This window comes from Enterobacter sp. BNK-14 (genome assembly GCF_047456095.1).
Lineage (GTDB): Bacteria > Pseudomonadota > Gammaproteobacteria > Enterobacterales > Enterobacteriaceae > Enterobacter > Enterobacter kobei.
Window position 1 is genome coordinate 2467327 of the sequence record NZ_CP179897.1, and the last position, 26681, is coordinate 2494007.

Genomic DNA, 26681 nt, shown 5'->3' on the forward strand with positions numbered 1-26681 from the left:
CTTAGCGTTTTGCCTGCCAGATACGAGCCTGATAATCACGGATTGAGCGGTCAGAGCTGAACATACCGCAGCGCGCCGTGTTCAGAATGCATGCCCGGGTCCACGCGTCCTGGTCGCGATACAGCACGTCGACCTGCTTTTGCGCGTCCACATAGGCGGTGAAATCGGCCATCACCAGATACGGGTCACCGCCATGCTTGTCCATGCTGTGCAGCATCTGGTCAAACGCGTGCTTGTCACCGTCGCTGTATTTGCCGCTCTCCAGCTCTTTCAGCACCGCATCCAGCACTTTGTCTTTCTTACGCCATTTCACCGGGTCGTAGCCTTTGGCCTTGATGGCTTTCACCTCTTCCACGGTATGACCGAAGATGAAGATATTCTCTTCACCGACCTGCTCAGCGATTTCGACGTTCGCACCGTCCAGCGTGCCAACGGTCAGCGCACCGTTCAGCGCCAGCTTCATGTTACCGGTGCCGGAGGCCTCTTTCCCTGCGGTCGAGATCTGCTCGGAAATATCCGCCGCCGGGATCAGCATTTCAGCCGCCGAGACGCAGTAATCCGGCAGGAACACCACCTTCAGCTTGTCGCCCACCTTCGGATCGTTGTTGATCGCCGCCGCCACTTTATTAATGGCGAGGATGATATTTTTCGCCAGGTAGTAGCCCGGTGCCGCTTTCGCACCGAACAGGAACACGCGCGGCACGCGGTCGGCCTGCGGGTTCTCGCGGATCTCTTTATACAGCGCCAGGATGTGCAGCAGGTTAAGGTGCTGACGTTTGTACTCATGCAGGCGCTTGATCTGGATATCGAAAATGGCATTCGGGTTGATCTCAATCCCGGTGCGCGCTTTCACAAACGCCGCCAGACGAACTTTGTTCTCCAGCTTGATGGCACGGTACTGCTCGCGGAACTTCGCGTCATCCGCGTATTTTTCCAGGTTGATCAGCTGGTCCAGATCGTTGGCCCACTCTTTCTTCAGGGTCTTATCCAGCAGATCGGCCAGCAGCGGGTTGCACTGCTTGATCCAGCGACGCGGCGTGATGCCGTTGGTCACGTTGTGGAATTTGGTCGGCCACAGCTGGTGATATTCCGGGAACAGATCTTTAACCACCAGATCCGAGTGCAGGGCCGCTACGCCGTTCACCGCAAAGCCGCTCACCACGCACATGTTCGCCATGCGAACCTGCTTATCGTGAACCACTGCCAGCTTCGCCCAGACCGCTTTATTGCCTGGCCAGGTTTTATCCACCAGGGTTTTAAACCGATCGTTAATCTTGTTAATGATCTGCATATGGCGCGGCAGCAGCGCTTTCACCAGCTTCTCATCCCAGCACTCCAGCGCTTCCGGCATCAGGGTGTGGTTGGTGTAGGCGAAGGTGCGGCTGGTAATCGCCCAGGCGTCATCCCAGCTCAGCTGATGCTCGTCGATCAGCACGCGCAGCAGTTCAGGAATGGCGATGGTCGGGTGCGTGTCGTTGAGCTGAATCACTTCGAAGTCCGGCAGCTGTGCCAGCTTGCGGCCCGCCAGATGATGACGGCGCAGAATGTCCGCCACGGAGCAGGCGCACTGGAAATACTGCTGCATCAGACGCAGTTTTTTACCCGCCAGATGGTTGTCGTTCGGGTAGAGGACTTTGGTCAGCTTCTCGGCGTCGATACCCTGCTGCTCGGCACGCAGGAAATCGCCGTCGTTGAATTTGGTCAGGTTGAACGGATGAGCGTGCTTCGCCTGCCACAGGCGCAGCGGCTGCGCCACGCCGTTACGGTAGCCAAGCACCGGCAGATCCCAGGCTTCACCGGTGATGGTGAAAGCCGGTTCCCAGAGGCCTTGCTTTGTGACTTTCCCACCGATGCCGACCTGCACGTCCAGCTGCGCATTGTGGCGGAACCACGGGTAGGTATTGCGGTGCCAGTCATCTGGCGCTTCCATCTGGTGACCATCAGCGAACGACTGACGGAACAGGCCATACTGATAGTTGAGGCCATAGCCAATGGCGGACTGGCCAACCGTTGCCATGGAGTCAAGGAAGCAGGCCGCCAGGCGACCCAGACCACCGTTACCGAGAGCCGGGTCAATCTCTTCTTCCAGCAGGTCAGTCAGGTTGATGTCGTGCGCTTTCAGCACATCACCCACCTCCTGATACCAGCCAAGGTTCAGCAGATTGTTGCCCGTCAGGCGGCCAATCAGGAATTCCATCGAGATATAGTTGACGTGACGCTGGCCTTTGACGGGCTTCGCCACGGGTTGAGCATCCAGCTGCTCTGCGAGCGCCCCGCTCACCGCCTGCCACCACTGGTGAGGCGTCATCTCGTTTGCAGCATGAAGGCCAAAACGCTGCCACTGACGCGTCAGGGCAGCCTGGAATTGAGCTTTGTTGAAGGTAGGCTGTGACATAGGGGATCGGCATCCTTTAGAAAGAAAACACAAGTTGGCGCTAGTGTGCCTGGCTCATTTCACCTCTTCCTCATCCTGTGGGGGATTAGACAGGGAGGAGTAGCGGGGATGAGCATAAAAGTGTGATCGAGGCCACTCTCAGAGCATAGCCTGAGTGTGCCCGGAAGAGGAAAACGTCACCGGGAAGAATGTCAAAGAAATGAAATGCAGTTTCGGATGAAATTAATCCGCGCTGAAATGATTACTTACGTAGAATAATATTTCTGCAATTGGGTCATATCTAAGGAGATTATTAAGCTCACTGAACTTTACCCGGACTTTATTAAATTTGGCGTCACTATCCCTTTCTGAAACCAGTTTCAGCATAACCGCAAGAGAACCATACAAGCCAGCACTGGCGCGGCGTCACAGCCCTTTCAGGAAAGTTCCATCATCTGCCTGAATGTTTTGTGACAGAGTGCAAATTCAGAGCCACCAAATCCAGACATAACTTGCAATAGTTCTCTATCTGTCCGACCTTATAGCTATTAATTACGAAGCGCAAAAAAAATAAAATCTCTCGTTCCCCACAGTGAAGTGAAACCTATGTTGATTCCGTCTAAATTAAGTCGCCCGGTTCGTCTCGACCATACAGTGGTCCGCGAGCGTCTGCTGGCTAAACTTTCCGGCGCGCATAATTTCCGACTGGCGCTGGTTACGAGCCCTGCAGGTTATGGAAAAACAACGCTCATTTCGCAATGGGCCGCAGGTAAGAGCGATCTTGGCTGGTACTCCCTTGATGAGGGCGATAACCAGCAAGAGCGTTTTGCCAGCTATCTGATTGCTGCCATTCAACAGGCCACGAATGGACACTGCGTCGCCAGTGAGGTGATGGTGCAAAAGCGCCAGTACGCCAGCCTGTCCTCCCTTTTCTCTCAGCTGTTCATTGAACTGGCTGAATGGCATCGTCCGCTTTATGTGGTAATTGATGATTATCATCTGATTTCAAATCCGGTTATCCACGAGTCGATGCGTTTCTTCCTGCGCCATCAACCGGAAAACCTGACCCTGGTGGTGCTGTCGCGCAACCTGCCGCAGCTGGGCATTGCCAACCTGCGCGTGCGCGATCAGCTGCTGGAGATTGGCAGCCAGCAGTTGGCCTTTACCCATCAGGAAGCGAAACAGTTCTTCGACTGTCGCCTGACCTCGCCGATTGAGGCCGCTGAAAGCAGCCGCCTGTGCGATGACGTCGCGGGCTGGGCCACGGCGTTGCAGCTGATTGCCCTCTCTGCGCGGCAAAACAACAGCCCGACACACCAGTCGGCACGGCGTCTGGCCGGTATCAACGCCAGCCATCTCTCTGATTATCTGGTGGACGAGGTGCTGGACAGCGTTGATCCTTCAACCCGTCATTTCCTGCTGAAAAGCTCCCTGCTGCGTTCGATGAACGACGCGCTGATCGTGCGCGTTACCGGCTGTGAAAACGGCCAGTTACAACTGGAAGAGATTGAACGTCAGGGCCTGTTCCTGACACGCATGGACGATCCCGGCGAGTGGTTCAGCTACCATCCCTTGTTTGGTAGCTTCCTGCGCCAGCGCTGTCAGTGGGAGCTTGCCACAGAACTGCCGGAAATCCATCGCGCCGCCGCTGAAAGCTGGATGGCGCAAGGCTTCCCGAGCGAGGCCATTCACCACGCGCTGGCTGCCGGTGACGCCAGTATGCTGCGCGATATTCTGCTCAACCACGCGTGGGGGCTGTTTAACCACAGCGAACTGACGCTGCTGGAAGAGTCGCTGAAAGCCCTGCCGTGGGAGAGCCTGCTGGAGAACCCGCGTCTGGTTCTGCTGCAGGCCTGGCTGATGCAAAGCCAGCACCGCTACAGTGAGGTCAATACCCTGCTGGCGCGTGCCGAGCAGGAGATGGAAAGTGAAATGGATACCACCCTGCACGGCGAATTTAACGCCCTGCGGGCGCAGGTCGCAATTAACGACGGCGATCCGGACGAAGCGGAACGGCTGGCGATGGTCGCGCTGGATGAACTGCCGCTGGCTAATTTCTACAGCCGCATCGTGGCGACCTCCGTACACGGGGAAGTACTGCACTGCAAGGGCGAGCTGACGCGCTCCCTTTCCCTGATGCAGCAAACCGAGCAGATGGCGCGCCGCCATGATGTATGGCACTACGCCCTGTGGAGCCTGATTCAGCAAAGTGAAATTTTATTCGCTCAGGGGTTCCTGCAGGCGGCCTGGGAAAATCAGGAAAAAGCGTTCCAGCTGATTCGTGAACAGCATCTGGAACAGCTGCCGATGCACGAGTTCCTGTTGCGCATTCGCGCTCAGCTGCTGTGGGCATGGTCGCGCCTCGATGAAGCAGAAAGCTGCGCCCGTCAGGGTGTGAACGTGCTCTCTGGCTTCCAGCCGCAGCAGCAGTTGCAGTGTCTGGCGCTGCTGGTGCAGTGCTCGCTGGCGCGCGGCGATCTCGATAACGCCCGCAATCACCTTAACCGTCTGGAAAACCTGCTCGGCAACGGCCAGTACCACAGCGACTGGGTGTCAAACGCCGATAAGGTCCGGGTGATTTACTGGCAGATGACGGGGGATAAAAAATCCGCCGCCAACTGGCTGCGTCATACGCCAAAACCAGAGTTTGCCAATAACCACTTCCTGCAAAGCCAGTGGCGCAACATCGCCCGCGTGCAGATCCTGCTGGGTGACTTCGAGCCTGCCGAGATCGTGCTGGAAGAGTTAAACGAAAACGCCCGTAGCCTGCGCCTGATGAGCGATCTGAACCGCAACCTGCTGCTGCTTAACCAGCTTTACTGGCAGGCGGGACGCAAAAATGACGCCCAGCGCGTGCTGCTGGAAGCGCTGCAGCTGGCGAACCGTACCGGGTTTATCAGCCACTTTGTGATTGAAGGTGAAGTGATGGCGCAACAGCTGCGCCAGCTGATTCAGCTGAATACCCTGCCGGAGCTGGATCAGCATCGTGCTCAGCGTATTCTGCGCGAGATTAACCAGCATCATCGCCACAAATTTGCGCATTTTGATGAGAACTTCGTTGAACGTCTGCTGAACCATCCGGAAGTGCCGGAGCTTATTCGCACCAGCCCGCTCACCCAGCGGGAATGGCAGGTGCTGGGGCTGATCTATTCCGGCTACAGCAACGAGCAGATTGCCGGTGAGCTGGCGGTGGCGGCGACCACCATCAAAACGCACATTCGTAATCTGTATCAGAAGCTGGGTGTGGCGCATCGTCAGGATGCGGTACAGCATGCGCAGCAGCTATTGAAGATGATGGGGTATGGCGTTTAGGTTTTGTGCGGCCTGATGCCCTCACCCCGGCCCTCTCCCACAGGGAGAGGGAGAACAATTTGTAGGTCGCGTAAGCGCAGCGCCACCCGACACAATTCCTAGCACAATTCCAGCTGCAAATTATTATCTTTAATCACCTGCATCACGCCCGCTGGCGGCATCGCGTCGGTGTAGACCGCATCCACAATGCTGATGCTGCCCATGTTCACCATCGCGTTACGGCCAAACTTCGAATGGTCCACCACCAGCATCACGTGGCGTGAATTTTCAATAATCGCGCGCTTGGTGCGCACCTCGTGGTAATCAAACTCCAGCAGCGAGCCGTCGCTGTCGATACCGCTGATCCCCAGAATGCCGAAGTCGAGGCGGAACTGAGAGATAAAGTCGAGCGTCGCTTCACCGATAATGCCCCCGTCGCGGCTGCGCAGTTCACCACCGGCGAGGATGATCCGGAAATCGTCTTTCTGCATCAGAGTGTTGGCGACGTTCAGGTTGTTAGTGACCACGCGCAGGTTCTCGTGATCCAGCAGCGCGTGAGCAACCGCTTCCGGCGTGGTACCGATGTCAATAAACAGCGTCGCCCCGTTTGGGATTTGGCTCGCCACTTTACGGGCTATGCGTTCTTTTTCCGCCGTCTGCGTGGCTTTACGGTCATGCCAGGAGGTGTTGACCGAGCTGGACGGCAGCGCCGCACCGCCGTGGTGGCGCAAAATACGGTTCTGATCGGCCAGATCGTTAAGGTCACGACGGATCGTTTGCGGGCTGACGGCAAACTGCTCGACCAGCTCTTCGGTGCTGACGTATCCCTGTTTTTTGACCAGTTCGATAATGGCGTCATGACGTTGTGTTTGTTTCATCAATTATCCCTGAGAATTATGTTCGTTTTCGCGCATGGAGCGTGTCGGCAAGCGCCATTGCCAGCCCGACCGCCAGGCCAGTGACGTGCGCACCATTGGCGATAGACATACCAAACAGATCAAACCATCCGGCAATTAGCCATATTAACGCAAAGGCTATTAATCCGCGTTGTAAATAGATGCCGCTTTCCGGGTCGCGCTCTCCGCGAAGCCAGACATAGCCCATCAGGGCGTAGACGACGCCCGACAGCCCACCGAACCACGGGCCGCTGAATTTATGCTGCACGTAGCCGCTCAACAGGGCGCTAATCACGGTGATTACGATCAGCTTACCGCTGCCGAGTCGCTTCTCGACAATCCCGCCGAGATACCACCACCACAGCAGGTTGAAGAGAATATGCATCACTGAGAAGTGCATCAGCGCATGAGTGAAGTAGCGCCAGACGTCAAACTCCAGAGAGGGGTCATACGGCCACGCCAGGGCGATCATCACGCTCTGGTCGCCCACCACGTTCATGATAATGAAGACGATAATACAGGCGGCCATCAGCAGCAGCGTAAACGGCCCTGCGCGCTCGCGAATCGTGGCAAGAAAAGGGAAACGACTGTAATGCAATCCGCTGCCCGTCTGGCCGGATTGCCAGCTTGCCGCCATATAGCGCGGGTCGCCAGGATTCTCAAGAAAACGCGCCAGCTCCTCGTTTACCCGCCCGGCCTGGCTCTCATCGGCCAGCCAGACATCGGTCTGCGTATGTTGCTGAATGGTCAGAATAACGCCCTGCGTTGCCATATAGTCGACAAACGCCTGGGCGACGCGCGGATTGGTAAAAGAGGTGATCATCAACATGGGCAGCGGTCGCTTATTTCCACACAAAAGGGAACAGTATAGCGGGATTAGCGCTCAAAGGCGTATTCCACTTCTGCCGGGAAATGACGATGCCAGGCATCGAAGCCGCCGTCGACGCTGTACACCGCGTCGTAGCCCTGCTGAAGCAGATACTGCGCCGCGCCTTTGCTGCTGTTGCCGTGGTAACACATCACCATCACCGGCGTATCGAAGTCGTTATCGCGCATAAACGCGCCCAGCGTGTCATTGGTGAGATGGAACGCGCCCGGCGTATGGCCCATCGCAAAACTCTGCGGATCGCGGATATCCACCAGCACCGCCGTTCCCTGGTGCATCTTCTGATGGGCTTCTTCTACGTTAATACATTCAAACTGATCCATGGTGTTCTCATCTTATATTCGGGTGTGGTGCGGTTTTCCCCCTCACCCTACCCTCTCCCGGAGGGAGAGGGAAACGGATCCCCCTCTCCCCGTGGGAGAGGGCTGGGGTGAGGGCATCAGACCGCACTATTTTACCCCGTAGTGTACGTCCTGGCGGCGGGTAAACGCCATTATGTTATCCATATCACTCTAAATTGTTTTTTTGATGTTACCAAAAGCGCGTTCCTTTGCTATTATGAGCGATATCGAACATTTTTGAGCTTTAACGAAAGTGCATGAGGGTGTTATGGAAACCAAAGATCTGATTGTGATAGGCGGTGGCATCAACGGTGCCGGTATTGCGGTCGATGCCGCAGGACGCGGTTTATCCGTGCTGATGCTGGAAGCTAACGATCTCGCCTGCGCGACGTCGTCCGCCAGCTCCAAGCTGATCCACGGTGGCCTGCGCTACCTGGAACACTACGAATTCCGCCTGGTCAGTGAAGCGCTGGCCGAACGTGAAGTGCTGCTAAAAATGGCGCCGCATCTGGCGATCCCGATGCGTTTCCGTCTGCCCCATCGCCCGCACCTGCGTCCGGCGTGGATGATCCGAATTGGTCTGTTTATGTACGATCATCTGGGTAAACGCACCAGCCTGCCGGGTTCGAACGGTTTGCGTTTTGGCTCAGAATCGGTCCTGAAGCCTGAAATCGTGCGCGGTTTCGAATATTCCGACTGCTGGGTGGACGATGCACGTCTGGTGCTGGCGAATGCGCAGATGGTGGAGAAGAAAGGTGGAGAGGTGAAAACCCGTACCCGCGCTACCGCCGCGCGTCGTGAAAACGGCCTGTGGATCGTCGAAGCAGAAGACATTGATACCGGCGAGAAATTCAGCTGGAAAGCGCGCGGTCTGGTGAACGCCACCGGTCCGTGGGTGAAGCAGTTCTTCGACGACGGCATGCATCTGCCTTCGCCGTACGGCATCCGCCTGATCAAGGGCAGCCATATTGTGGTGCCGCGCGTACACACGCAAAAACAAGCGTACATTCTGCAGAACGAAGATAAGCGCATCGTGTTTGTGATCCCGTGGATGGACGAATTCTCGATCATCGGCACCACCGACGTGGAGTACAAGGGCGATCCGAAAAACGTTGAGATCGACGAGAGCGAAGTGAACTACCTCCTTAAAGTGTATAACGCACACTTTAAGAAACAGCTGTCCCGCGATGACGTGGTCTGGACTTACTCCGGCGTGCGTCCGCTGTGCGATGACGAGTCTGACTCACCGCAGGCCATCACCCGCGACTATACGCTCGATATTCACGACGTAGACGGCCAGGCGCCGCTGCTGTCGGTGTTTGGCGGCAAGCTCACCACCTACCGCAAGCTGGCGGAGCACGCGCTGGAAAAACTGGCCCCGTACTATAAGGGCATTGGCCCGGCATGGACCAAAGGCGCGGTATTGCCCGGCGGTGATATCGGCGACAACCGCGACGATTATGCCGCGAAGCTGCGCCGTCGCTTCCCGTTCATTACCGAAGGCATGGCGCGCCACTACGCCCGCACCTACGGCAGCAATACCGAGCTGTTCCTCGGTGATGCGAAGGACATTGCGGATCTGGGCGAGCATTTCGGTCACGAGCTGTACGAAGCCGAGCTGCGTTACCTGGTCGAGCACGAGTGGGTTCGCCGCCTGGACGACGCCATCTGGCGCCGTACCAAAGAAGGGATGTGGCTGAATGCCGAACAGCAGTCGCGTGTGGCGCAGTGGCTGCAGCAGCATGCGGGAAAGCGTGAGCTGTCGTTAGCGTCGTAATTGAAAAAAAGCCGGGTGGCGGCTCCGCCTTACCCGGCCTACTCGATCCCGTAGGCCCGGTAAGCGCAAGGTATGAACCGGAAACATGGGTAACACTTTAGACCGGATACATGGGTAACAGTTATAACTGGCATAGAAGAGGAGACTCGCTATGCCCTGGACTGAGACCCGACCTATGCAACGCCTTGATTTTATCCGTGCCTGCCATGCAGGTACGGACTCCTTCTCCGCGCTTTGCCGTCTTTTTGGCATCAGCCGTAAAACCGGCTATAAATGGCTTCAGCGTTTTGACCCTTCTGACCTGTCATCTCTCTCGGACCGGTCGCGTGCGCCACGCTCCCACTCCCGGACGGTTCCTGATGATATCGCCGGACACCTGACTGCCCTGCGTCAAAAACACCCTGACTGGGGGCCAAAAAAACTGCGGATGTGGTTGCTCAATCATCACGTCGATTTTACCGTACCTGCCGCCAGCACTATCGGCGATATCCTCAAGCGCGAAGGCCTGGTTCCGGATAAAAAACGAAAACGCAGAACACCAGGCAATCGCCAGCCCCTGACCATCATCAGTGAGAACAATCAGGTCTGGAGCGCTGATTTTAAAGGCAAGTTCAGGCTGCTCAGCAGAGAGTACTGCCATCCTTTCACCCTGACCGATAATCACAGCCGGTATCTGCTCAGCTGCCGGGGAACACACCGTGAGAGTGAACCCTTTGTCAGAGAGTGCCTGACGGATGCGTTCCTGGAATATGGTCTGCCGGAAGTGCTTAGAACCGATAACGGCCAGCCCTTCGCGGGAACAGGAATAGCCGGATTAAGTCGTCTTGCCGTCTGGCTAATCAAGCTGGGCATCAGGCCGGAGCGTATCAGAAAGGGGCATCCGGAAGAAAATGGCCGCCATGAGCGAATGCACCGCTCCCTGAAAAGTGCGGTGAAACAGGGCAACACCTTCATGACGATGGAAGAACAACAGCGGTGGTTCAGTGACTACCGGAAAGAATTTAACTACGAAAGGCCGCATGAAGCACTGGCGGGAGCAACGCCCGGAACGGTATGGCAACCCTCAAACCGACACTGGGATGGCCGTGTTCCTGAATATGCTTATCCGGAAGGAGGTACAGTCTACAGGGTGAAATCGAGGGGGACCCTCTATATGGGAAAAAAGGGTACGGTGTTCCTGAGTGAAGCACTGACTGGGGAGTACATCATGCTGGAAGAACAAGATGATGGCCTTGAGGCCATCATCTTTAATGGGATAACGCTTGCGTACTACGACCGAAAAACCCAGAGTGTGCTCCGGATAGACTAAAAGTGTTACCTATGTTCCCGGTCTGATCTGTCACCTATGTATCCGGTCATACAGCAACGCCACCGGGCTTTGTTTTTACAGCCTAACCGGATCAATATGCCAGATCGTCTCGGCATACTCCTTGATGGTCCTGTCGGACGAGAAATACCCCATATTGGCGATGTTATGCATCGCAGCACTGGTCCACTTCTCCTGCTGACGGTACAGTTCGTCCACCTTATCCTGACAGTCCACGTAGCTGCGATAATCCGCCAGCACCTGGTAGTGATCGCCAAAGTTAATCAGCGAATCCACCAGATCGCGATAGCGGCCCGGCTCGTCCGGGCTGAACACACCGGTTGCGATCTGCGTCAGTACCTGACGTAACTCTTCATCTTTTTCATAGAACTCACGCGGCGAGTAGCCTTTCTTGCGCAGCGCCTCCACTTCTTCCGTGGTGTTCCCGAAGATAAAGATGTTCTCAGCCCCTACGTGCTCCAGCATCTCAACGTTCGCCCCGTCCAGGGTGCCAATGGTCAGCGCACCGTTGAGGGCAAACTTCATGTTACTGGTCCCGGAGGCTTCCGTACCCGCCGTCGAAATCTGCTCAGAGAGATCCGCCGCCGGGATGATCAGCTGCGCCAGGCTTACGCTGTAGTTCGGGATGAACACCACCTTCAGCTTGTCGCCAATATCCGGATCCAGGTTGACGACCTTCGCCACATCGTTGATGAGATGGATAATGTGCTTCGCCATGTAATAGGCGGAAGCGGCTTTACCGGCGAAGATTTTCACGCGCGGCACCCACTCGGCCGTCGGGTCGGCCTTAATCCGGTTGTAGTGGGTAATCACATGCAGCACATTCATCAGCTGACGCTTGTACTCGTGAATACGTTTGATCTGCACGTCAAACAACGCTTTCGGGTTGGCGACCACGTTCAGATGCAGCGCAAGGTAAACCGACAAACGCTTTTTGTTCAGCAGCTTGGCTTCGCGCACGGCTTTGTTCACCGTCGGGAAATCAATGTGCTGTTCCAGCTCGCTCAGCTGGCTCAGGTCGGTGCGCCAGGTGCGGCCAATGTTCTGATCCAGCACGTCAGAAAGCGGCTGGTTCGCCAGCGCCAGCCAGCGACGCGGCGTGACGCCGTTGGTCACGTTGCAGAAACGCGTCGGGAAGATCTTCGCGAAATCCGCAAACAGCGACTGCACCATCAGGTTTGAGTGGAGCTCAGACACGCCGTTTACCTTGTGGCTGATCACTACCGCCAGCCAGGCCATGCGTACGCGACGACCGTTGGATTCATCAATGATCGACGCCCGGCTCAGCAGGCCGGTATCGTTCGGATACTGCTCCTGCAGCGTCTTGAGGAAGTAGTCGTTAATCTCGAAGATAATCTGCAGATGGCGCGGCAGGATTTTGCCGAGCATATCCACCGGCCAGGTTTCCAGCGCTTCGCTCATCAGCGTGTGGTTGGTGTACGAGAACACCTGGCAGGTCACTTCGAATGCCTCATCCCAGCTGAACTTATGCTCGTCGATAAGCAAGCGCATCAGCTCTGGAATAGAGAGCACCGGGTGCGTGTCGTTGAGGTGAATCGCAGTTTTCTCCGCCAGATTGGCGTAGGTTTTGTGCAGCTGGTGATGGCGGCTGAGGATATCCTGAATCGTCGCCGAGACGAGGAAATACTCCTGACGCAGGCGCAGCTCGCGGCCGGAGTAGGTTGAGTCATCCGGATAGAGGACGCGGGACACGTTTTCAGAGTGGTTTTTATCTTCCACCGCGGCGAAATAGTCACCCTGATTGAATTTACCGAGGTTAATCTCGCTACTGGCCTGGGCGCTCCACAGGCGCAGCGTGTTGGTGGCATCGGTGTCATACCCGGGGATGATCTGGTCGTAGGCCACGGCCAGGATCTCTTCGGTCTCCACCCAGCGGGATTTTTTACCTTCCTGCTGAATACGCCCGCCAAAGCGCACCTTGTAGCGGGTATTGTGACGCTTGAACTCCCATGGGTTGCCATACTCCAGCCAGTAGTCCGGCGACTCTTTCTGACGCCCGTCGACGATGTTCTGCTTGAACATGCCGTAGTCGTAGCGAATGCCGTACCCGCGTCCCGGCAGCGCCAGGGTCGCCAGCGAGTCGAGGAAGCAGGCGGCAAGACGCCCCAGGCCGCCGTTGCCGAGGCCCGGGTCGTTCTCTTCGTCAATCAGCTCTTCTAAATCCAGCCCCATCTCTTCGAGGGCGGTTTTAACGTCGTCGTAAATGCCGAGCGACAGCAGCGCGTTGGAGAGCGTGCGGCCAATCAAAAATTCCATCGACAGGTAGTAAACCTGACGCGTTTCCTGCGAGAGCTGGGCGCGGTTTGATCGCAGCCAGCGTTCAACTAAACGGTCGCGCACCGCAAACAGAGTGGCGTTCAGCCACTCATGTTTGTTGGCGATGACTGGATCTTTCCCGATGGTGAACATCAGCTTATAGGCGATGGAGTGCTTTAACGCCTCAACGCTGAGCGTGGGTGAAGAGTAGCTAAATGGAGCATTCATATCAGTAACTTCGCCTCGTTACATCAAGCGTTGATAAAGATCGCGGTACGACTGCGCCGCAACGTGCCAGCTAAAGTCCATGGACATCGCCTGACGTTGTACGTAACGCCACAGCGACGGACGGGACCACAAGACGAAAGCACGCCGAATCGCCCGAAGCAGCGACCAGGCATTACTGTCTTCAAAAACAAACCCGCTGGCGATACCGTCCGCCAGGTTTTCCAGTGAGCTATCGGACACCGTATCCGCCAGCCCGCCCGTGCGGCGTACCAGCGGCAGGGTGCCGTATTTCAGGCCATAGAGCTGCGTCAGGCCGCAGGGCTCGAAGCGGCTTGGCACCAGAATGACGTCTGCGCCGCCCATAATGCGGTGCGAAAATGCCTCGTGGTAACCAATCTGCACGCCCACCTGCCCCGGGTGTTCCGCTGCCGCCGCGAGGAAACCTTCCTGCAGCACCGGGTCACCTGCGCCGAGCAGCGCCAGCTGTCCGCCCTGCTCGAGCAAGCCGGGCAGCGCCTCCAGCACCAGGTCCAGCCCTTTCTGGCTGGTCAGGCGGCTCACCACCGCGAAAAGCGGCACTTTGTCGTTGACCTTCAGCCCCATTGCAATCTGCAGCTGGCGTTTGTTTTCCGCTTTGTCTTCCACGGAATCGCGACCATAGCGTGCCGCCAGCAAGAGATCGGTTTCCGGACTCCAGATCTGTTCATCCACGCCGTTCAGAATGCCCGACAGGCGGCCTTCCCGATGGCGCTGTTGCAGTAGCCCTTCCATGCCGTAGCCAAACTCCGGCTGGGTGATTTCTCGCGCATAGGTTGGGCTGACCGCCGTGATGTGATCGGCGTAGTACAGCCCCGCCTTCAGGAACGAAATCTGCCCCTTAAACTCCAGCCCGTGCATGTTAAAGAACGACCATGGCAGATCGATGTCATTCATATGATGCGCGTAGTACATCCCTTGATAGGCGAGGTTATGCACCGTAAAGACCGATTTTGCCGGGTGACCGCGCGCGGCGATATACGCCGGAGCCAGCCCGGCATGCCAGTCGTGCGCGTGCACCACATCCGGACGCCAGAACGGATCAAGCCCCGTCGCCATTTCTGCCCCGACCCAGCCGAGCAGCGCAAAGCGCAGCACGTTGTCGGTATAGGCGAACAGGTTCGTATCATGATACGGGCTGCCCGGTCGGTCGTATAAGTGTGGCGCGTCGATCAGGTAAATCCCTACGCCATTGTAATGTCCAAACAGCAGGGTGATGCGTCCGGCAAACGTCTCACGGCGGGTCACAACCTTTGCATCAGGAATGCCGCGCCGGATATCCGGGAAGGCAGGCAGCAGGACTCGGGTATCCACGCCTCCGGCGATTTGTGCCGCCGGTAATGCACCAAGAACATCCGCCAGACCGCCCGTTTTTAACAACGGGAACATCTCAGAACATACGTGTAAAACCTGCATCATCGCTCCTGTTTGATCTGCAGCTTCCGCAACATTTCCCGTGTGACTAACACGATCCCCTCTTCCGAACGGTAGAAACGACGCGCGTCTTCTTCCGCGTTTTCACCGATGACCATCCCCTCAGGGATGACGCAGGCGCGGTCGATCACGCAACGACGCAGACGACACGAACGCCCTACCCAGACATCCGGCAATAAGACCGCCGAATCGATATTACAGAATGAATTTATCCGCACGCGCGGGAACAGCACGGACTGCACCACCACCGAACCGGAGATAATGCACCCGCCAGAGACCAGCGAGTTCAGCGTCATACCGTGGCTGCCGGAGCGGTCCTGCACGAATTTGGCCGGCGGCAAGGATTCCATGTGGGTACGAATCGGCCAGTTCTGGTCGTACATATCCAGCTCAGGCGTGACTGAGGCCAGATCGAGGTTCGCTTTCCAGTACGCTTCCAGCGTGCCCACATCGCGCCAGTAAGGCTCGGCATTCGGGTCTGACTGCACGCAGGACAGCGGGAAAGGATGTGCATACGCCATGCCAGCTTTGGTGATTTTCGGGATGATGTCTTTACCGAAGTCGTGGCTGGAGTTTTCGTCTTTGTCGTCGTCTTCCAGCAGCTCATAAAGATAATCTGCATCAAAGACATAGATCCCCATGCTGGCGAGGGATTTGGTGTCATCGCCCGGCATGGTTGGCGGGTTCGCCGGTTTTTCGACGAAGTCGATGATTTTATCGTCGGCGTCCACGTGCATCACGCCAAACGCCGTCGCCTCGGCAACGGGCACCGGCAGACACGCCACGGTGCAGCGCGCCCCTTTTTCGACGTGGTCGATGAGCATGTGGGAGTAATCTTGCTTGTAGATGTGATCCCCGGCGAGGATCACAATGTATTCCGCGTTATAGCGACGAATGATGTCGAGGTTCTGCGTCACCGCATCCGCCGTCCCGCGATACCAGTTCTCGCCGTGAACACGTTGCTGAGCAGGAAGGAGATCGACAAACTCGTTCATCTCTTCACTGAAGAATGACCAGCCGCGCTGAATATGCTGAACCAGCGTGTGCGACTGATACTGCGTAATGACGCCAATACGGCGAATGCCTGAGTTCAGGCAGTTGGAGAGCGCAAAGTCGATGATGCGGAACTTACCACCAAAGTGAACGGCCGGCTTGGCGCGCTTGATGGTCAAATCTTTCAGACGGGTACCACGCCCGCCCGCAAGTATCAGGGCAACCGTTTTTAATGGTAGCTGGCGTGCCAACATTAAGGGATCGTTCTTCTCTAATCTAACCATGACTAACTCCTTTTTTATCATCTTTGGAATACGCACACTCCGTGCGCAGGCCCGTGCCAGACAGCCATTACTACCGGATTATCCGCTCCGGCAAAGGGGGGAACAGCGCGCCATTCCCCGTCAGGTAAAACAATCTCTGCGACGTCATCCGTCGCGTTCAGCGTCACCAGCCACTTATCCGACAGCAGGATTTGCAGACAGGTGATGCCGTGTTGCCACTCTTGCGCACTCAACGGTTGCGCGTCTTTATTCAGCCAGCGAACGTTGCCGTCGCCCTCTTCCCACCAGCGATCGGCGGTGAGCGCGGGGATCTGCTGGCGAAGGTGGATCAGCGCTGCGGTGAAATGGGTCAGTCCACTGTTCGCCTCACCCCAGTCGAGCCAGGTCAGGGTATTGTCCTGGCAATAGGCGTTATTGTTGCCGTGCTGACTGTGGCCGTGCTCATCGCCCGCCAGCAGCATCGGCGTGCCCTGCGATAACAAAAGCGTCGTCAGCAGCGCATGAACGCTGGCGCGACGCCGCTCAATCACGTCCAAGCTCCCGCCTAATCCTTCTATACCATGATTAAAGCTATGGTTATTGTTAGTGCCATCGCGATTCTCTTCGCCGTTCGCTTCATTGTGTTTCTGATTGAAACAAACGCAGTCGCGCAGCGTAAAACCGTCGTGCGCCGTCACCAGATTAATGGTGGCCGACGGCCGTTTGCCGTCGCGCCTGAAGAGATCGCTGGAGGCGGCAAAGCGCCCGGCGAACTCCCCCAGTGACAGATCGCGCGCCAGCCAGAAGCGGCGCATGGCATCGCGATAATGGTCGTTCCACTCGGCAAACAGCGGCGGGAAATTCCCCACCTGATAGCCGCCCTCACCGATGTCCCATGGCTCGGCGATCAGTTTCACCTGCGAGAGCACCGGGCAATTTTTGATGGCCTCAAACAGAGGAGCCTGCTGGCTGAATGCCGGCGTGCGTCCCATGACGGGCGCCAGGTCGAAACGAAAACCGTCGACGTGGAACGTCTCAACCCAGTATTTCAGGCATTCATAAGCAAAATGCGTGACCGCCGGATGGCTGAGGTTGAGGGTGTTACCGCAGCCGGTCCAGTTCTCGTAATCGCCATCCTCTCTGATCCAATAATAGCTACGGTTATCAATTCCGCGCATGGAGAGCGTCGGGCCGTCGAGATCGCTTTCAGCGCTATGGTTCAGCACCACGTCCAGAATGACCTCAATGCCCGCCGCGTGCAGCGCCTTCACCGCATCACGAAACTCGTCCCGCGCCGTCTCCGGATGGGCGGCGTAGCGGGGTTCAAGGGCAAACATCGCCAGAGGGTTGTAGCCCCAGTAGTTGCTCAGCCCCAGCCGCTGCAGGCGGGGTTCATTGGCGAAATGGGCGACGGGGAGCAGTTCCAGCGCGGTGATACCGAGGTGTTTCAGATAGGCAATCATCGTCGGATGGCCGAGTGCCTGATAGGTGCCGCGCATCGCGTTGGGGATCGACGGGTGCAGCCAGGTCAGCCCTTTGACATGCGCTTCATAAATCACGGTGTTGCCCCACGGCGTGCGCGGCGGAGCATCGTCTTCCCAGTCGTAGAGGTCGTTCACCACCACGCTTTTGGGCACGACCGGCGCGCTGTCGCGGTGGTCGGGCTCACCGTAGCCGACGTGAAACAGCGGGTCGTCTTTAAACTCGCCATCGACGCGGTGCGCGCACGGGTCAATCAACAGCTTCGCCGGGTTAAACCAGTGCCCCTGAGCCGGTTGCCACGGACCGTGTACGCGAAAACCGTAATGCATCCCCGGACGCCCGCCGGACAGGTACCCGTGCCAGATATCCCCTGTGCGAGACGGTAAATCGTAACGGTGCTCGTTACCTTCCCCGTCAAACACACAAAGTTCCACCCGCTCCGCGTGAGCGGAAAAGAGCGTGAAGTTCACGCCCTTACCGTCAAAACGCGCGCCGAGCGGTTCGGGATGACCTGCCGTAAGCTGCGTCATTCACCCTCCCGCATCAGCCAGATAGTGCCAAGCGGCGGCAGCGTCAGGCTCAGGGAGTTTGGCCGCCCGTGGCTTTCGATGGCGTCGCTCTGCACCAGCCCGCCGTTACCGGCGTTGCTGCCGTGGTAGTGCATGGAATCGGTATTCAGAATTTCGCGCCATTTCCCCGGCTGGTTAATGCCAAAGCGGTAGTGTTCGCGCGGTACCGGCGTGAAGTTACTGGCGACGATGATTTCGTTGCCGGCTTTATCACGACGCACAAAGACAAATACCGAACGCTCATGGTCGTCCACTACCAGCCACTCGAAGCCGTAGGGGTCGAAATCCAGCTCGTGGAGGGCTTTGTGATGGCGATAGGTCAGGTTCAGGTCACGCACCAGACGCTGCACGCCGTGGTGCCAGTTGTCGCCGCCTTCCAGCAAATGCCAGTCGAGACTGGAGTCGTGGTTCCACTCGCGCCCCTGGGCAAATTCATTGCCCATAAACAGCAGTTTTTTACCCGGGAAGGCAAACATCCAGCCGTAGTAGGCGCGCAGGTTGGCAAACTTCTGCCACGCATCGCCCGGCATACGGTCGAGAATGGATTTTTTGCCGTGCACCACTTCATCGTGCGACAGCGGCAGCATGAAGTTTTCGGTGTAGTTGTAGAGTAGGCCGAAGGTGAGCTTGTCGTGATGGTACTGACGGTACACCGGGTCGAGCTTCATGTAGTCGAGCGTGTCGTGCATCCACCCCAGGTTCCACTTATACCAGAACCCCAGACCGCCTGATGACGGCGGTCGGGAGACGCCTGCAAAGTCCGTCGACTCCTCCGCCATGGTAACCGCACCCTCGACCTGCTCACCGATAATACGGTTAGTGCTGCGCAGGAATTCAATCGCTTCCAGGTTTTCGCGGCCGCCATACTCGTTCGGGATCCACTCGCCCTCTTTGCGGCTGTAGTCGCGGTAGATCATTGACGCCACCGCATCCACGCGCAGGGCATCAATGCCGAAGCGCTCAATCCAGTACAGGGCATTACCGACCAGATAGTTCGCGACTTCACGACGACCATAGTTGTAGATCAGCGTGTTCCAGTCCTGGTGATAGCCTTCGCGCGGGTCGCTGTGCTCGTACAGCTTTGTGCCGTCAAACTCTGCCAGCGCAAAGTCATCAGAAGGGAAATGACCAGGCACCCAGTCGAGGATCACGTTCAGCCCGGCGGCGTGCGCGGCATTAATGAAATAGCGGAAGTCATCGCGCGTGCCGAAGCGGCGTGTTGGGGCATACAGCCCGGTTGGCTGGTAGCCCCAGCTGCCGTCGAACGGATGCTCGTTAACCGGCAGCAGTTCGAGGTGGGTAAAGCCCATCCATTTAGCGTACGGCACCAGCTGGTCGGCGAGTTCCCGGTAGCTCAGCCAGAAGTTGTTATCGGTGTGGCGGCGCCAGGAGCCGAGATGCACTTCATAGACGGAGATCGGCGCATCAAAGCGGTTGGCCTGTTTACGCTCTTCCGTCTGGACCACCTTCTCCGGCAGGCCGCAAATCAGCGACGCCGTGTCCGGACGCATCTGCGCCTCGAAGGCATACGGGTCGGCTTTAATGCGCAGCTTGCCGTGAGCATCGATCATTTCGAATTTGTAGAGCTGGCCGTTATGCGCCCCCGGGATAAACAGCTCCCAGATGCCCGTTTCCCGGCGCAGACGCATCGGATGGCGACGACCGTCCCAGTAGTTGAACTGCCCGACAACGGAGACGCGCTGGGCGTTAGGCGCCCACACCGCAAAACGCGTGCCGGTGATGCCGTCCATGGTATCCGCATGAGCACCCAGCGTTTCATAAGGGCGCAGATGCGTACCTTCAGACAGCAGCCAGGCGTCCATCTCTTTTAAGAGCGGACCGAAGCTGTAAGGATCATCAATCAGGTTTTGCTGGCCGTGCCAGATAACGGCGAGTTGATAACGAAAGGGGTTTTTACGACGGGGCATGATGCCCGAGAAGAAGCCACGCGAGTCGAGGCATTCAAGATTGGCCACCTTGCGGCCGGTTTTGGGCTCGATGACCCACACTTCGGTCGCATCCGGTAACAACGCCCGAACTTCCAGCCCGGCCTCTGTACGGTGCATCCCCAGCACGGAAAAGGGGTCTGCAAAATGACCCGCAATAAGCGCATTAATCACGTCTCTATCCACACGATCGGACATGGTATTCATCCTGTTTTTTATGTCGTCCTTTTTTAGCGCCTGGGACGACTTTAATGTGACCTGACGGGCATCCACTCAGTCCCGTCCTAACCTCAGGTAAGAAATGACTCTTCCTTAAAGCATAGCCAACGCTCTACATGACTCCTGATAAAAAATAAGACATACGCGTGTTACTCCATGTAGTACGCAAAAAAAGGGGGTGAAAATCACCCCCGGTCATTAACAAATTATTACGCCAGCTGGCGTAGCATGCGGCGCAGCGGTTCGGCGGCGCCCCACAGGAGCTGGTCACCGACGGTGAACGCGGAGAGGTACTCCGGCCCCATGTTCAGCTTACGCAGACGGCCAACCGGCGTGGTCAGCGTGCCGGTGACGGCAGCCGGGGTCAGCTCACGCATGGTGATATCGCGATCGTTTGGTACCACTTTCGCCCACGGGTTGTGCGCGGCCAGCAGCTCTTCCACGGTCGGAATAGACACATCTTTTTTCAGTTTAATGGTGAAGGCCTGGCTGTGGCAGCGCAGTGCGCCGATACGCACGCACAGACCGTCAACCGGAATGGTGTTCGCGGTATTGAGGATTTTGTTGGTCTCAGCCTGACCTTTCCACTCTTCGCGAGTCTGGCCGTTATCCAGCTGTTTGTCGATCCACGGGATCAGGCCACCGGCCAGCGGTACGCCAAAGTTATCCACCGGCAGCGCGCCGCTGCGGGTCAGATCGGTGACTTTACGCTCGATATCGAGGATCGCGGATGCCGGGTTTGCCAGCTCGGTTGCGACGCTGTGGTGCAGCTGGCCCATCTGGGTCAGCAGCTCGCGCATATGACGCGCGCCGCCGCCGGACGCGGCCTGGTAGGTCGCCACGGAAACCCATTCAACCAGATCCTGCGCAAACAGGCCGCCAAGGGACATCAGCATCAGGCTGACGGTGCAGTTACCACCGACAAAGGTTTTCACACCGTTGTTCAGGCCATCGGTGATCACGCCCTGGTTAACCGGGTCGAGAATAATGATGGCATCGTCTTTCATGCGCAGCGAAGAGGCCGCGTCAATCCAGTAGCCCTGCCAGCCGCTTTCACGCAGCTTTGGATAGATTTCGTTGGTATAATCGCCGCCCTGGCAGGTCACAATAATATCAAGTGCCTTCAACGCTTCCAGATCGTAAGCATCCTGCAACGTGCCTGTGGTACCACCAAAGGACGGTGCAGCCTGGCCGAGCTGGGAAGTGGAGAAGAAGACCGGGCGGATAGCGTCGAAATCGCGCTCTTCAACCATGCGTTGCATGAGTACAGAGCCGACCATACCGCGCCAGCCGATGAAACCAACGTTTTTCATAGCATTTTTTTCCTGCTGAGGGTGTGTGCTGATTGTGCAAGCCAGTATTGAACTGGGATATGCTTCACATTACAAAATGCTGCCAAAGTCGCAAGCGAAATTAATCGATGATTGCCCGGCAATCAGAAATACAGCTAATTATCATAATAACCATAGAGATGTTCAGGGATAATTTACATGAGTGAAATCATTTCCGCAGCGGTTTTATTGATCCTGATAATGGATCCACTGGGCAACCTGCCTATCTTCATGTCGGTGCTGAAGCACACTGAGCCGAAGCGCCGCCGGGCGATCATGATCCGCGAGTTGCTCATCGCCCTGCTGGTGATGTTTATCTTCCTGTTTGCGGGAGAAAAGATCCTCGCCTTCCTGAACCTGCGCGCAGAAACGGTCTCCATTTCCGGCGGGATTATTCTGTTCCTGATTGCCATTAAGATGATTTTCCCGAGCGCCGAAGGGAGCAGCAGCGGCCTGCCCGCGGGCGAAGAGCCGTTTATCGTACCGCTGGCGATTCCCCTCGTCGCCGGGCCGACCATTCTGGCCACCCTGATGCTGCTGTCACATCAGTATCCGAATCAAATGAGCCACCTGGTGATTGCCCTGCTTATCGCCTGGGGCGGGACATTTATCATCCTGCTGCAATCGTCGCTGTTCTTGCGCCTGCTGGGGGAGAAAGGGGTTAACGCGCTGGAGCGCCTGATGGGGCTGATTCTGGTGATGATGGCGACGCAGATGTTCCTGGACGGGATCCGCGCGTGGATGAAAGGCTAGGTAAAAGCAAAATGGCCACGCAGTGGCCATTTTTAGTGTTTGCCCCCTCTCCCCGTGGGAGAGGCCGGGGTGAGGGCATCAGACCGCAGCGGCGGACCACCTACCCCTTACGAATCAAATACCGGTACGGCAGCGCTTCTGTCTGCTGCGCCACAAGCTCATGCTCCATAAAGGTACAAAACCCGGGAATATCGCGGGTCGTGGCCGGGTCGTCTGCAATAATCAGCAGCGTTTCACCGGGCTGCATGTTACGCACGGTCTTGCGTACCATCATTACCGGCTCCGGGCAGCGAAGGCCCTGAGCATCAAGGGTATGGTCTGGGCTGGAAAACAGGTCGGTCATGGTCTTCTCGGTCTGGTAAAAACGGCTGTAGTTTACGCCCGGTGGCGGACAATGCAAACCAGGTTAACGATTGCGCAAAAATCAACCATTGCAATGTCCAGCCAAAGCAGTATCATGCTGCGGTTTTTATTGGGTTCCCTCACCCCAACGTATAAAAAGGTCACAATATGACGCAGTTCTCTGAATCACAGCGCGTTAAAGCGTTGTTCTGGCTTTCGCTTTTTCATTTACTGGTGATCACGTCCAGTAACTATCTGGTGCAGCTCCCCATCTCCATCTTTGGTTTTCATACCACCTGGGGCGCGTTCAGTTTTCCGTTTATTTTCCTCGCCACGGATTTGACCGTGCGTATTTTTGGCGCACCGCTGGCCCGCCGCATTATTTTTGCGGTCATGCTTCCGGCGCTGTTCATCTCATACGTGGTGTCGTCCCTGTTTTATATGGGAAGCTGGCAGGGCGTTGAGGCGCTGACGCACTTCAACCTGTTTGTCGCCCGTATCGCCGCGGCAAGCTTTATGGCCTACGCGCTGGGGCAGATCCTTGACGTGCACGTGTTTAACCGTCTGCGCCAGAACCATCGCTGGTGGATGGCGCCTACCGCCTCCACGCTATTCGGTAACGTGAGCGATACGCTGGCCTTCTTCTTCATCGCTTTCTGGCGCAGCCCGGATGCCTTTATGGCCGAGCACTGGATGGAAATTGCGCTGGTGGACTACTGCTTCAAGGTCCTCATCAGCATTGTCTTCTTCCTGCCAATGTACGGCGTGCTGCTGAATATGCTGCTGAAAAGGCTGGCAGATAAATCTGAAATCACGGCATTGCAGGCTGGTTAAGGGTTCGCTTTATCAGTTGTGATAAGATGGACGAATGAGCCGTTATGGCCGTTTATCGAAAGGAAGAAGTCAATGCGCAATCTGGTTAAATATGTCGGGATTGGCCTGCTGGTTGTGGGTCTTGCAGCCTGTGATAACAGCGACACGAAAACGCCTGCTCAGGGCGCATCCGCAGAGAGCAACGCGACCGGCCAGCCGGTGAATCTGATGGATGGCAAACTCAGTTTCTCTCTGCCAGCCGATATGACTGACCAGAGCGGCAAGCTGGGTACCCAGGCGAACAACATGCACGTTTACTCCGACGCAACCGGTCAGAAAGCGGTCATTGTGATTGTGGGCGACGATACCAGCGAAGACCTGGCCGTCCTGTCTAAACGTCTGGAAGATCAGCAGCGCGGCCGCGATCCGCAGCTGCAGGTGGTGACCAATAAATCCATCGAGCTGAAAGGCCACACGCTGCAACAGCTGGACAGCATCATCTCTGCCAAAGGCCAGACCGCTTACTCTTCTGTGGTGCTGGGCAAGGTGGATAACAAACTGCTGACCCTGCAGATCACCCTGCCAGCGGAAGATCAGCAGAAAGCGCAGACGGCGGCTGAAAACATCATTAACACCATCGTGATCCAGTAACCTTCACGATGATGACGTGGCCTCCGGTGCTTGCACCGGGGGCCATTTTTTTAGCCGCCACGTCAGTAACAAGGCAATTATCACCAGACCCGCTGCGGCAAGATAAATCACCGGTACCCCTGCCCAGGCCATCACCAGCGCCGCCAGCGGCCCGGTAATGCCTAACGACATATCCATAAATACCGTATAGGTCGCCAGCGCCGCGCCCTGGTTCTGCTGCGGCACCGCTTTCACCGCCACCACGCCCAGCGCCGGGAAGACCAGCGAGAAACCGGCCCCCGCAAGGAAGACACCCATTTTCGCCATCCAGGGTGCACTGGCGATACCGGTCAACAGCAGCCCGACTATCTCGACCGCAAAGCAGATCATCGCCACATTCAGCCCACCCAGACGGTTGATGCCGTTCGGGAAAAGCAGGCGCGCGCCAACAAACGCCACGCTAAAGAGGGTTAACGCAAAGGCCGCGCCCTCCCAGCCTTTGGCGTCATAGAACAGGGTAATGAAGGTCGCAATGACGCCGAAGCCGGTCGTCGCCAGGGCCAGTGCTATACCGTACGGCCATACGCGGCCCAGCACAGCCCGAAACGGCAGTGGCTTGCCCTTGCTGGCCTTTACTTTCGGGCGCGGCAGGGCAAACAGAATCGCCAGAAGCGCGACCACCATAATGGTGATGGCGAGCCCATAGAGTCCGCCAAAGGCATAACAGGCCACGCCGAGCGGTGCACCGAGCGCCATCGCGCCGTAGGTAACAATTCCGTTCCAGGAGATCACCCGGCCAATGTGTGATGCGCCGACAACGCCCACGCCCCATAGCGTGGAGCCGGTTCCCGCCAGACTTTGCCCAATACCGAGGATGACGCGGCCCAGGCAGAGGAGCGTCAGACTGACCAGCGGCCAGGCGCTGGTTGTGGCCGCCAGCAGGTAGCACAGGCCACTGAGGAAACAGCCGCACAACCCCACCACGACGATGCTTTTTGGTCCGAACATGTCCGCGTAGCGCCCGGCATGCGGCCGGCTTAACAGCGTGGCGAAATACTGCAGGCTAATCACCAGCCCCGCCCAGAATGCGCTAAACCCCATTACGTCATGGACATAGCCCGGCAAGACCGCCAGCGGCAGACCAATGGTCAGATAACTGGCAAAGTTGAAAATGATGACGGAAACAATACGCAGATTGAGGCGCAATCCGCTCAGCGCCGGTTCAGCGGCAGGTTCGGGCATGGAGTTAGACCTGAATTTTTTGCAACAGTGTTTCACTATTACCACGACGCCATCAGAAAATCAGCCCCGACTTTCAGATTATCGGTGCCAGACGAAGCGGAAGCCAGGCACTACACTTAATGCGTCATCTTACTAAGGAACGCGCATGATCTCCCCCCAGCCCGATAAAGCAGGACTCCACATTTTATTAAAACTCGCCTGTCTGGTGGTTATCCTCGCGGGTATTCATGCTGCCGCTGACATTATCGTCCAGCTTCTGCTGGCACTCTTTTTTGCCATTGTTCTTAATCCGCTGGTGACCTGGTTTTTACGCCGGGGCGTTAGCCGCCCGGTGGCCATCACTATTGTGGTGATTGTAATGCTGATTGGCCTGACGGCACTCTTCGGCGTACTGGCCGCATCGCTGAGCGAATTCTCCACCATGCTGCCGCAGTACAATAAAGAGCTGACGCGCAAAATCATCGCCCTGCAGGAGATGATGCCCTTTCTTAACCTGCATATCTCGCCAGAACGGATGCTGCGCAGGATGGATTCAGAGAAAGTCATGACCTACGCCACCACGCTGATGACCGGTCTTTCCGGCGCGATGGCCAGCATTTTGCTGCTGGTCATGACGGTGGTGTTCATGCTGTTCGAAGTCCGTCATGTGCCCTACAAGCTGCGTTTTGCATTAAATAACCCGCAAATCCATATTGCCGGTTTACACCGCGCGCTGAAGGGCGTGTCCAAATATCTGGCGCTGAAAACGCTGTTGAGCGTATGGACCGGGATCATTGTCTGGCTGGGGCTGATGCTGATGGGCGTCCAGTTCGCCCTGATGTGGGGGGTGCTGGCATTTCTGCTGAACTACGTTCCCAACATTGGCGCCGTACTCTCCGCCGTGCCGCCGATGATTCAGGCGTTTCTGTTTAATGGATTTTATGAATGTATGCTGGTCGGCGCGCTGTTCCTCGTTGTGCATATGGTGCTGGGGAATATTCTAGAGCCGCGCATGATGGGGCACCGGCTGGGCATGTCGACGCTGGTGGTATTTTTATCCTTACTGATTTGGGGATGTCTGCTGGGCCCGGTTGGGATGCTGCTGTCGGTTCCGCTGACCAGCGTATGTAAAATCTGGATGGAGACTACCAAAGGGGGCAGCAAGCTGGCGATCCTGCTGGGGCCGGGACGACCCAAAAGCCGGTTGCCGGGCTAAGCCGCTGGTCGGGTTAGCCATTATCGGGGACAATAG

The 26681-nt window shown here is 56.9% G+C and carries 19 protein-coding genes; 7 read left to right on the forward strand and 12 right to left on the reverse strand.

Annotation, left to right across the window (positions count from 1 at the left end):
• Nucleotide 1: 1 nt before the first annotated feature.
• Nucleotides 2-2395, reverse strand: a complete 2394-nt coding sequence (gene malP, locus ACMGGM_RS11880) for a maltodextrin phosphorylase (protein WP_047343549.1) — start codon at nt 2393-2395, stop codon at nt 2-4.
• Between the two features lie 585 nt (nt 2396-2980).
• Here malP and malT point away from each other — a divergent pair.
• A complete protein-coding gene (gene malT / locus ACMGGM_RS11885; RefSeq protein ID WP_014885549.1) occupies nt 2981-5686 on the forward strand; it encodes an HTH-type transcriptional regulator MalT in 2706 nt (901 codons plus the stop codon).
• Nucleotides 5687-5784: 98 nt separating this feature from the next.
• Here malT and ACMGGM_RS11890 read toward each other — a convergent pair whose 3' ends face one another.
• The 3 genes from ACMGGM_RS11890 to glpE are packed head-to-tail and all read right to left on the reverse strand — an operon-like array spanning nt 5785 to nt 7770.
• A complete protein-coding gene (locus ACMGGM_RS11890) occupies nt 5785-6543 on the reverse strand; it encodes a DeoR/GlpR family transcriptional regulator (protein WP_014885550.1) in 759 nt (252 codons plus the stop codon).
• Between the two features lie 16 nt (nt 6544-6559).
• Nucleotides 6560-7390: a rhomboid family intramembrane serine protease GlpG gene (gene glpG / locus ACMGGM_RS11895; protein ID WP_047343550.1), complete on the reverse strand. Its 831-nt coding sequence runs from the start codon at nt 7388-7390 to the stop codon at nt 6560-6562.
• A gap of 47 nt (nt 7391-7437) precedes the next feature.
• A complete protein-coding gene (glpE, locus tag ACMGGM_RS11900) occupies nt 7438-7770 on the reverse strand; it encodes a thiosulfate sulfurtransferase GlpE (RefSeq protein ID WP_014885552.1) in 333 nt (110 codons plus the stop codon).
• Between the two features lie 286 nt (nt 7771-8056).
• On the opposite strand from glpE, the gene glpD reads away from it, so the two are divergent.
• Complete coding sequence (glpD, locus tag ACMGGM_RS11905) at nt 8057-9565, forward strand: glycerol-3-phosphate dehydrogenase (protein ID WP_014885553.1); 1509 nt, start codon at nt 8057-8059, stop codon at nt 9563-9565.
• Nucleotides 9566-9716: 151 nt separating this feature from the next.
• Nucleotides 9717-10874 carry a DDE-type integrase/transposase/recombinase gene (locus ACMGGM_RS11910; protein WP_045282386.1) on the forward strand — a complete coding sequence of 386 codons (1158 nt, stop codon included), beginning with the start codon at nt 9717-9719 and terminating at the stop codon, nt 10872-10874.
• A gap of 75 nt (nt 10875-10949) precedes the next feature.
• Here ACMGGM_RS11910 and glgP read toward each other — a convergent pair whose 3' ends face one another.
• The 6 genes from glgP to asd all read right to left on the reverse strand — a co-directional run bounded on the left by glgP (nt 10950) and on the right by asd (nt 21652).
• Nucleotides 10950-13397 (reverse strand): glycogen phosphorylase, encoded by a 2448-nt coding sequence (gene glgP / locus ACMGGM_RS11915; protein ID WP_045135454.1) that lies wholly within the window; start codon nt 13395-13397, stop codon nt 10950-10952.
• A gap of 18 nt (nt 13398-13415) precedes the next feature.
• On the reverse strand, nt 13416-14849 hold the full coding sequence (gene glgA, locus ACMGGM_RS11920; RefSeq protein WP_045268722.1) for a glycogen synthase GlgA: 1434 nt from the start codon (nt 14847-14849) through the stop codon (nt 13416-13418).
• The gene (gene glgC, locus ACMGGM_RS11925) at nt 14849-16144 is read right to left on the reverse strand and encodes a glucose-1-phosphate adenylyltransferase (RefSeq protein ID WP_023337914.1); all 1296 of its coding nucleotides are present in this window, start codon (nt 16142-16144) and stop codon (nt 14849-14851) included. Before glgC ends, glgA begins: the two co-directional genes overlap by 1 nt.
• Before the next feature lie 17 nt (nt 16145-16161).
• Complete coding sequence (glgX, locus tag ACMGGM_RS11930) at nt 16162-18135, reverse strand: glycogen debranching protein GlgX (RefSeq protein ID WP_014885557.1); 1974 nt, start codon at nt 18133-18135, stop codon at nt 16162-16164.
• Complete coding sequence (glgB, locus tag ACMGGM_RS11935) at nt 18132-20318, reverse strand: 1,4-alpha-glucan branching enzyme (RefSeq protein ID WP_014885558.1); 2187 nt, start codon at nt 20316-20318, stop codon at nt 18132-18134. Before glgB ends, glgX begins: the two co-directional genes overlap by 4 nt.
• A gap of 230 nt (nt 20319-20548) precedes the next feature.
• Complete coding sequence (gene asd, locus ACMGGM_RS11940) at nt 20549-21652, reverse strand: aspartate-semialdehyde dehydrogenase (RefSeq protein ID WP_023331502.1); 1104 nt, start codon at nt 21650-21652, stop codon at nt 20549-20551.
• Between the two features lie 177 nt (nt 21653-21829).
• Here asd and yhgN point away from each other — a divergent pair, with 177 nt between their 5' ends.
• Nucleotides 21830-22423, forward strand: coding sequence for an NAAT family transporter YhgN (gene yhgN / locus ACMGGM_RS11945; protein WP_003861574.1), 594 nt, complete (start codon nt 21830-21832; stop codon nt 22421-22423).
• 100 nt (nt 22424-22523) lie between these two features.
• Here yhgN and tusA read toward each other — a convergent pair whose 3' ends face one another.
• The gene (gene tusA / locus ACMGGM_RS11950) at nt 22524-22766 is read right to left on the reverse strand and encodes a sulfurtransferase TusA (RefSeq protein ID WP_014885560.1); all 243 of its coding nucleotides are present in this window, start codon (nt 22764-22766) and stop codon (nt 22524-22526) included.
• 167 nt (nt 22767-22933) lie between these two features.
• On the opposite strand from tusA, the gene ACMGGM_RS11955 reads away from it, so the two are divergent.
• The gene (locus ACMGGM_RS11955) at nt 22934-23599 is read left to right on the forward strand and encodes a 7-cyano-7-deazaguanine/7-aminomethyl-7-deazaguanine transporter (RefSeq protein WP_014885561.1); all 666 of its coding nucleotides are present in this window, start codon (nt 22934-22936) and stop codon (nt 23597-23599) included.
• 72 nt (nt 23600-23671) lie between these two features.
• The gene (locus ACMGGM_RS11960) at nt 23672-24229 is read left to right on the forward strand and encodes a DcrB family lipoprotein (RefSeq protein ID WP_023309515.1); all 558 of its coding nucleotides are present in this window, start codon (nt 23672-23674) and stop codon (nt 24227-24229) included.
• A 3-nt stretch (nt 24230-24232) separates the two neighbouring features.
• Here the strand turns inward: ACMGGM_RS11960 and ACMGGM_RS11965 are convergent, their stop codons facing one another.
• Nucleotides 24233-25450, reverse strand: a complete 1218-nt coding sequence (locus ACMGGM_RS11965; protein ID WP_414149022.1) for an MFS transporter — start codon at nt 25448-25450, stop codon at nt 24233-24235.
• Nucleotides 25451-25595: 145 nt separating this feature from the next.
• On the opposite strand from ACMGGM_RS11965, the gene ACMGGM_RS11970 reads away from it, so the two are divergent.
• On the forward strand, nt 25596-26645 hold the full coding sequence (locus ACMGGM_RS11970) for an AI-2E family transporter (protein ID WP_414149023.1): 1050 nt from the start codon (nt 25596-25598) through the stop codon (nt 26643-26645).
• Nucleotides 26646-26681 lie beyond the last annotated feature (36 nt).

Coding starts and splice junctions, on each gene's coding strand:
- malP (WP_047343549.1), bottom strand. CDS start 2,395: ATGTCACAGCCTACCTTCAACAAAGCTCAATTCCAGGCTGCCCTGACG.
- malT (WP_014885549.1), top strand. CDS start 2,981: ATGTTGATTCCGTCTAAATTAAGTCGCCCGGTTCGTCTCGACCATACA.
- ACMGGM_RS11890 (WP_014885550.1), bottom strand. CDS start 6,543: ATGAAACAAACACAACGTCATGACGCCATTATCGAACTGGTCAAAAAA.
- glpG (WP_047343550.1), bottom strand. CDS start 7,390: ATGTTGATGATCACCTCTTTTACCAATCCGCGCGTCGCCCAGGCGTTT.
- glpE (WP_014885552.1), bottom strand. CDS start 7,770: ATGGATCAGTTTGAATGTATTAACGTAGAAGAAGCCCATCAGAAGATG.
- glpD (WP_014885553.1), top strand. CDS start 8,057: ATGGAAACCAAAGATCTGATTGTGATAGGCGGTGGCATCAACGGTGCC.
- ACMGGM_RS11910 (WP_045282386.1), top strand. CDS start 9,717: ATGCCCTGGACTGAGACCCGACCTATGCAACGCCTTGATTTTATCCGT.
- glgP (WP_045135454.1), bottom strand. CDS start 13,397: ATGAATGCTCCATTTAGCTACTCTTCACCCACGCTCAGCGTTGAGGCG.
- glgA (WP_045268722.1), bottom strand. CDS start 14,849: ATGCAGGTTTTACACGTATGTTCTGAGATGTTCCCGTTGTTAAAAACG.
- glgC (WP_023337914.1), bottom strand. CDS start 16,144: ATGGTTAGATTAGAGAAGAACGATCCCTTAATGTTGGCACGCCAGCTA.
- glgX (WP_014885557.1), bottom strand. CDS start 18,135: ATGACGCAGCTTACGGCAGGTCATCCCGAACCGCTCGGCGCGCGTTTT.
- glgB (WP_014885558.1), bottom strand. CDS start 20,318: ATGTCCGATCGTGTGGATAGAGACGTGATTAATGCGCTTATTGCGGGT.
- asd (WP_023331502.1), bottom strand. CDS start 21,652: ATGAAAAACGTTGGTTTCATCGGCTGGCGCGGTATGGTCGGCTCTGTA.
- yhgN (WP_003861574.1), top strand. CDS start 21,830: ATGAGTGAAATCATTTCCGCAGCGGTTTTATTGATCCTGATAATGGAT.
- tusA (WP_014885560.1), bottom strand. CDS start 22,766: ATGACCGACCTGTTTTCCAGCCCAGACCATACCCTTGATGCTCAGGGC.
- ACMGGM_RS11955 (WP_014885561.1), top strand. CDS start 22,934: ATGACGCAGTTCTCTGAATCACAGCGCGTTAAAGCGTTGTTCTGGCTT.
- ACMGGM_RS11960 (WP_023309515.1), top strand. CDS start 23,672: ATGCGCAATCTGGTTAAATATGTCGGGATTGGCCTGCTGGTTGTGGGT.
- ACMGGM_RS11965 (WP_414149022.1), bottom strand. CDS start 25,450: ATGCCCGAACCTGCCGCTGAACCGGCGCTGAGCGGATTGCGCCTCAAT.
- ACMGGM_RS11970 (WP_414149023.1), top strand. CDS start 25,596: ATGATCTCCCCCCAGCCCGATAAAGCAGGACTCCACATTTTATTAAAA.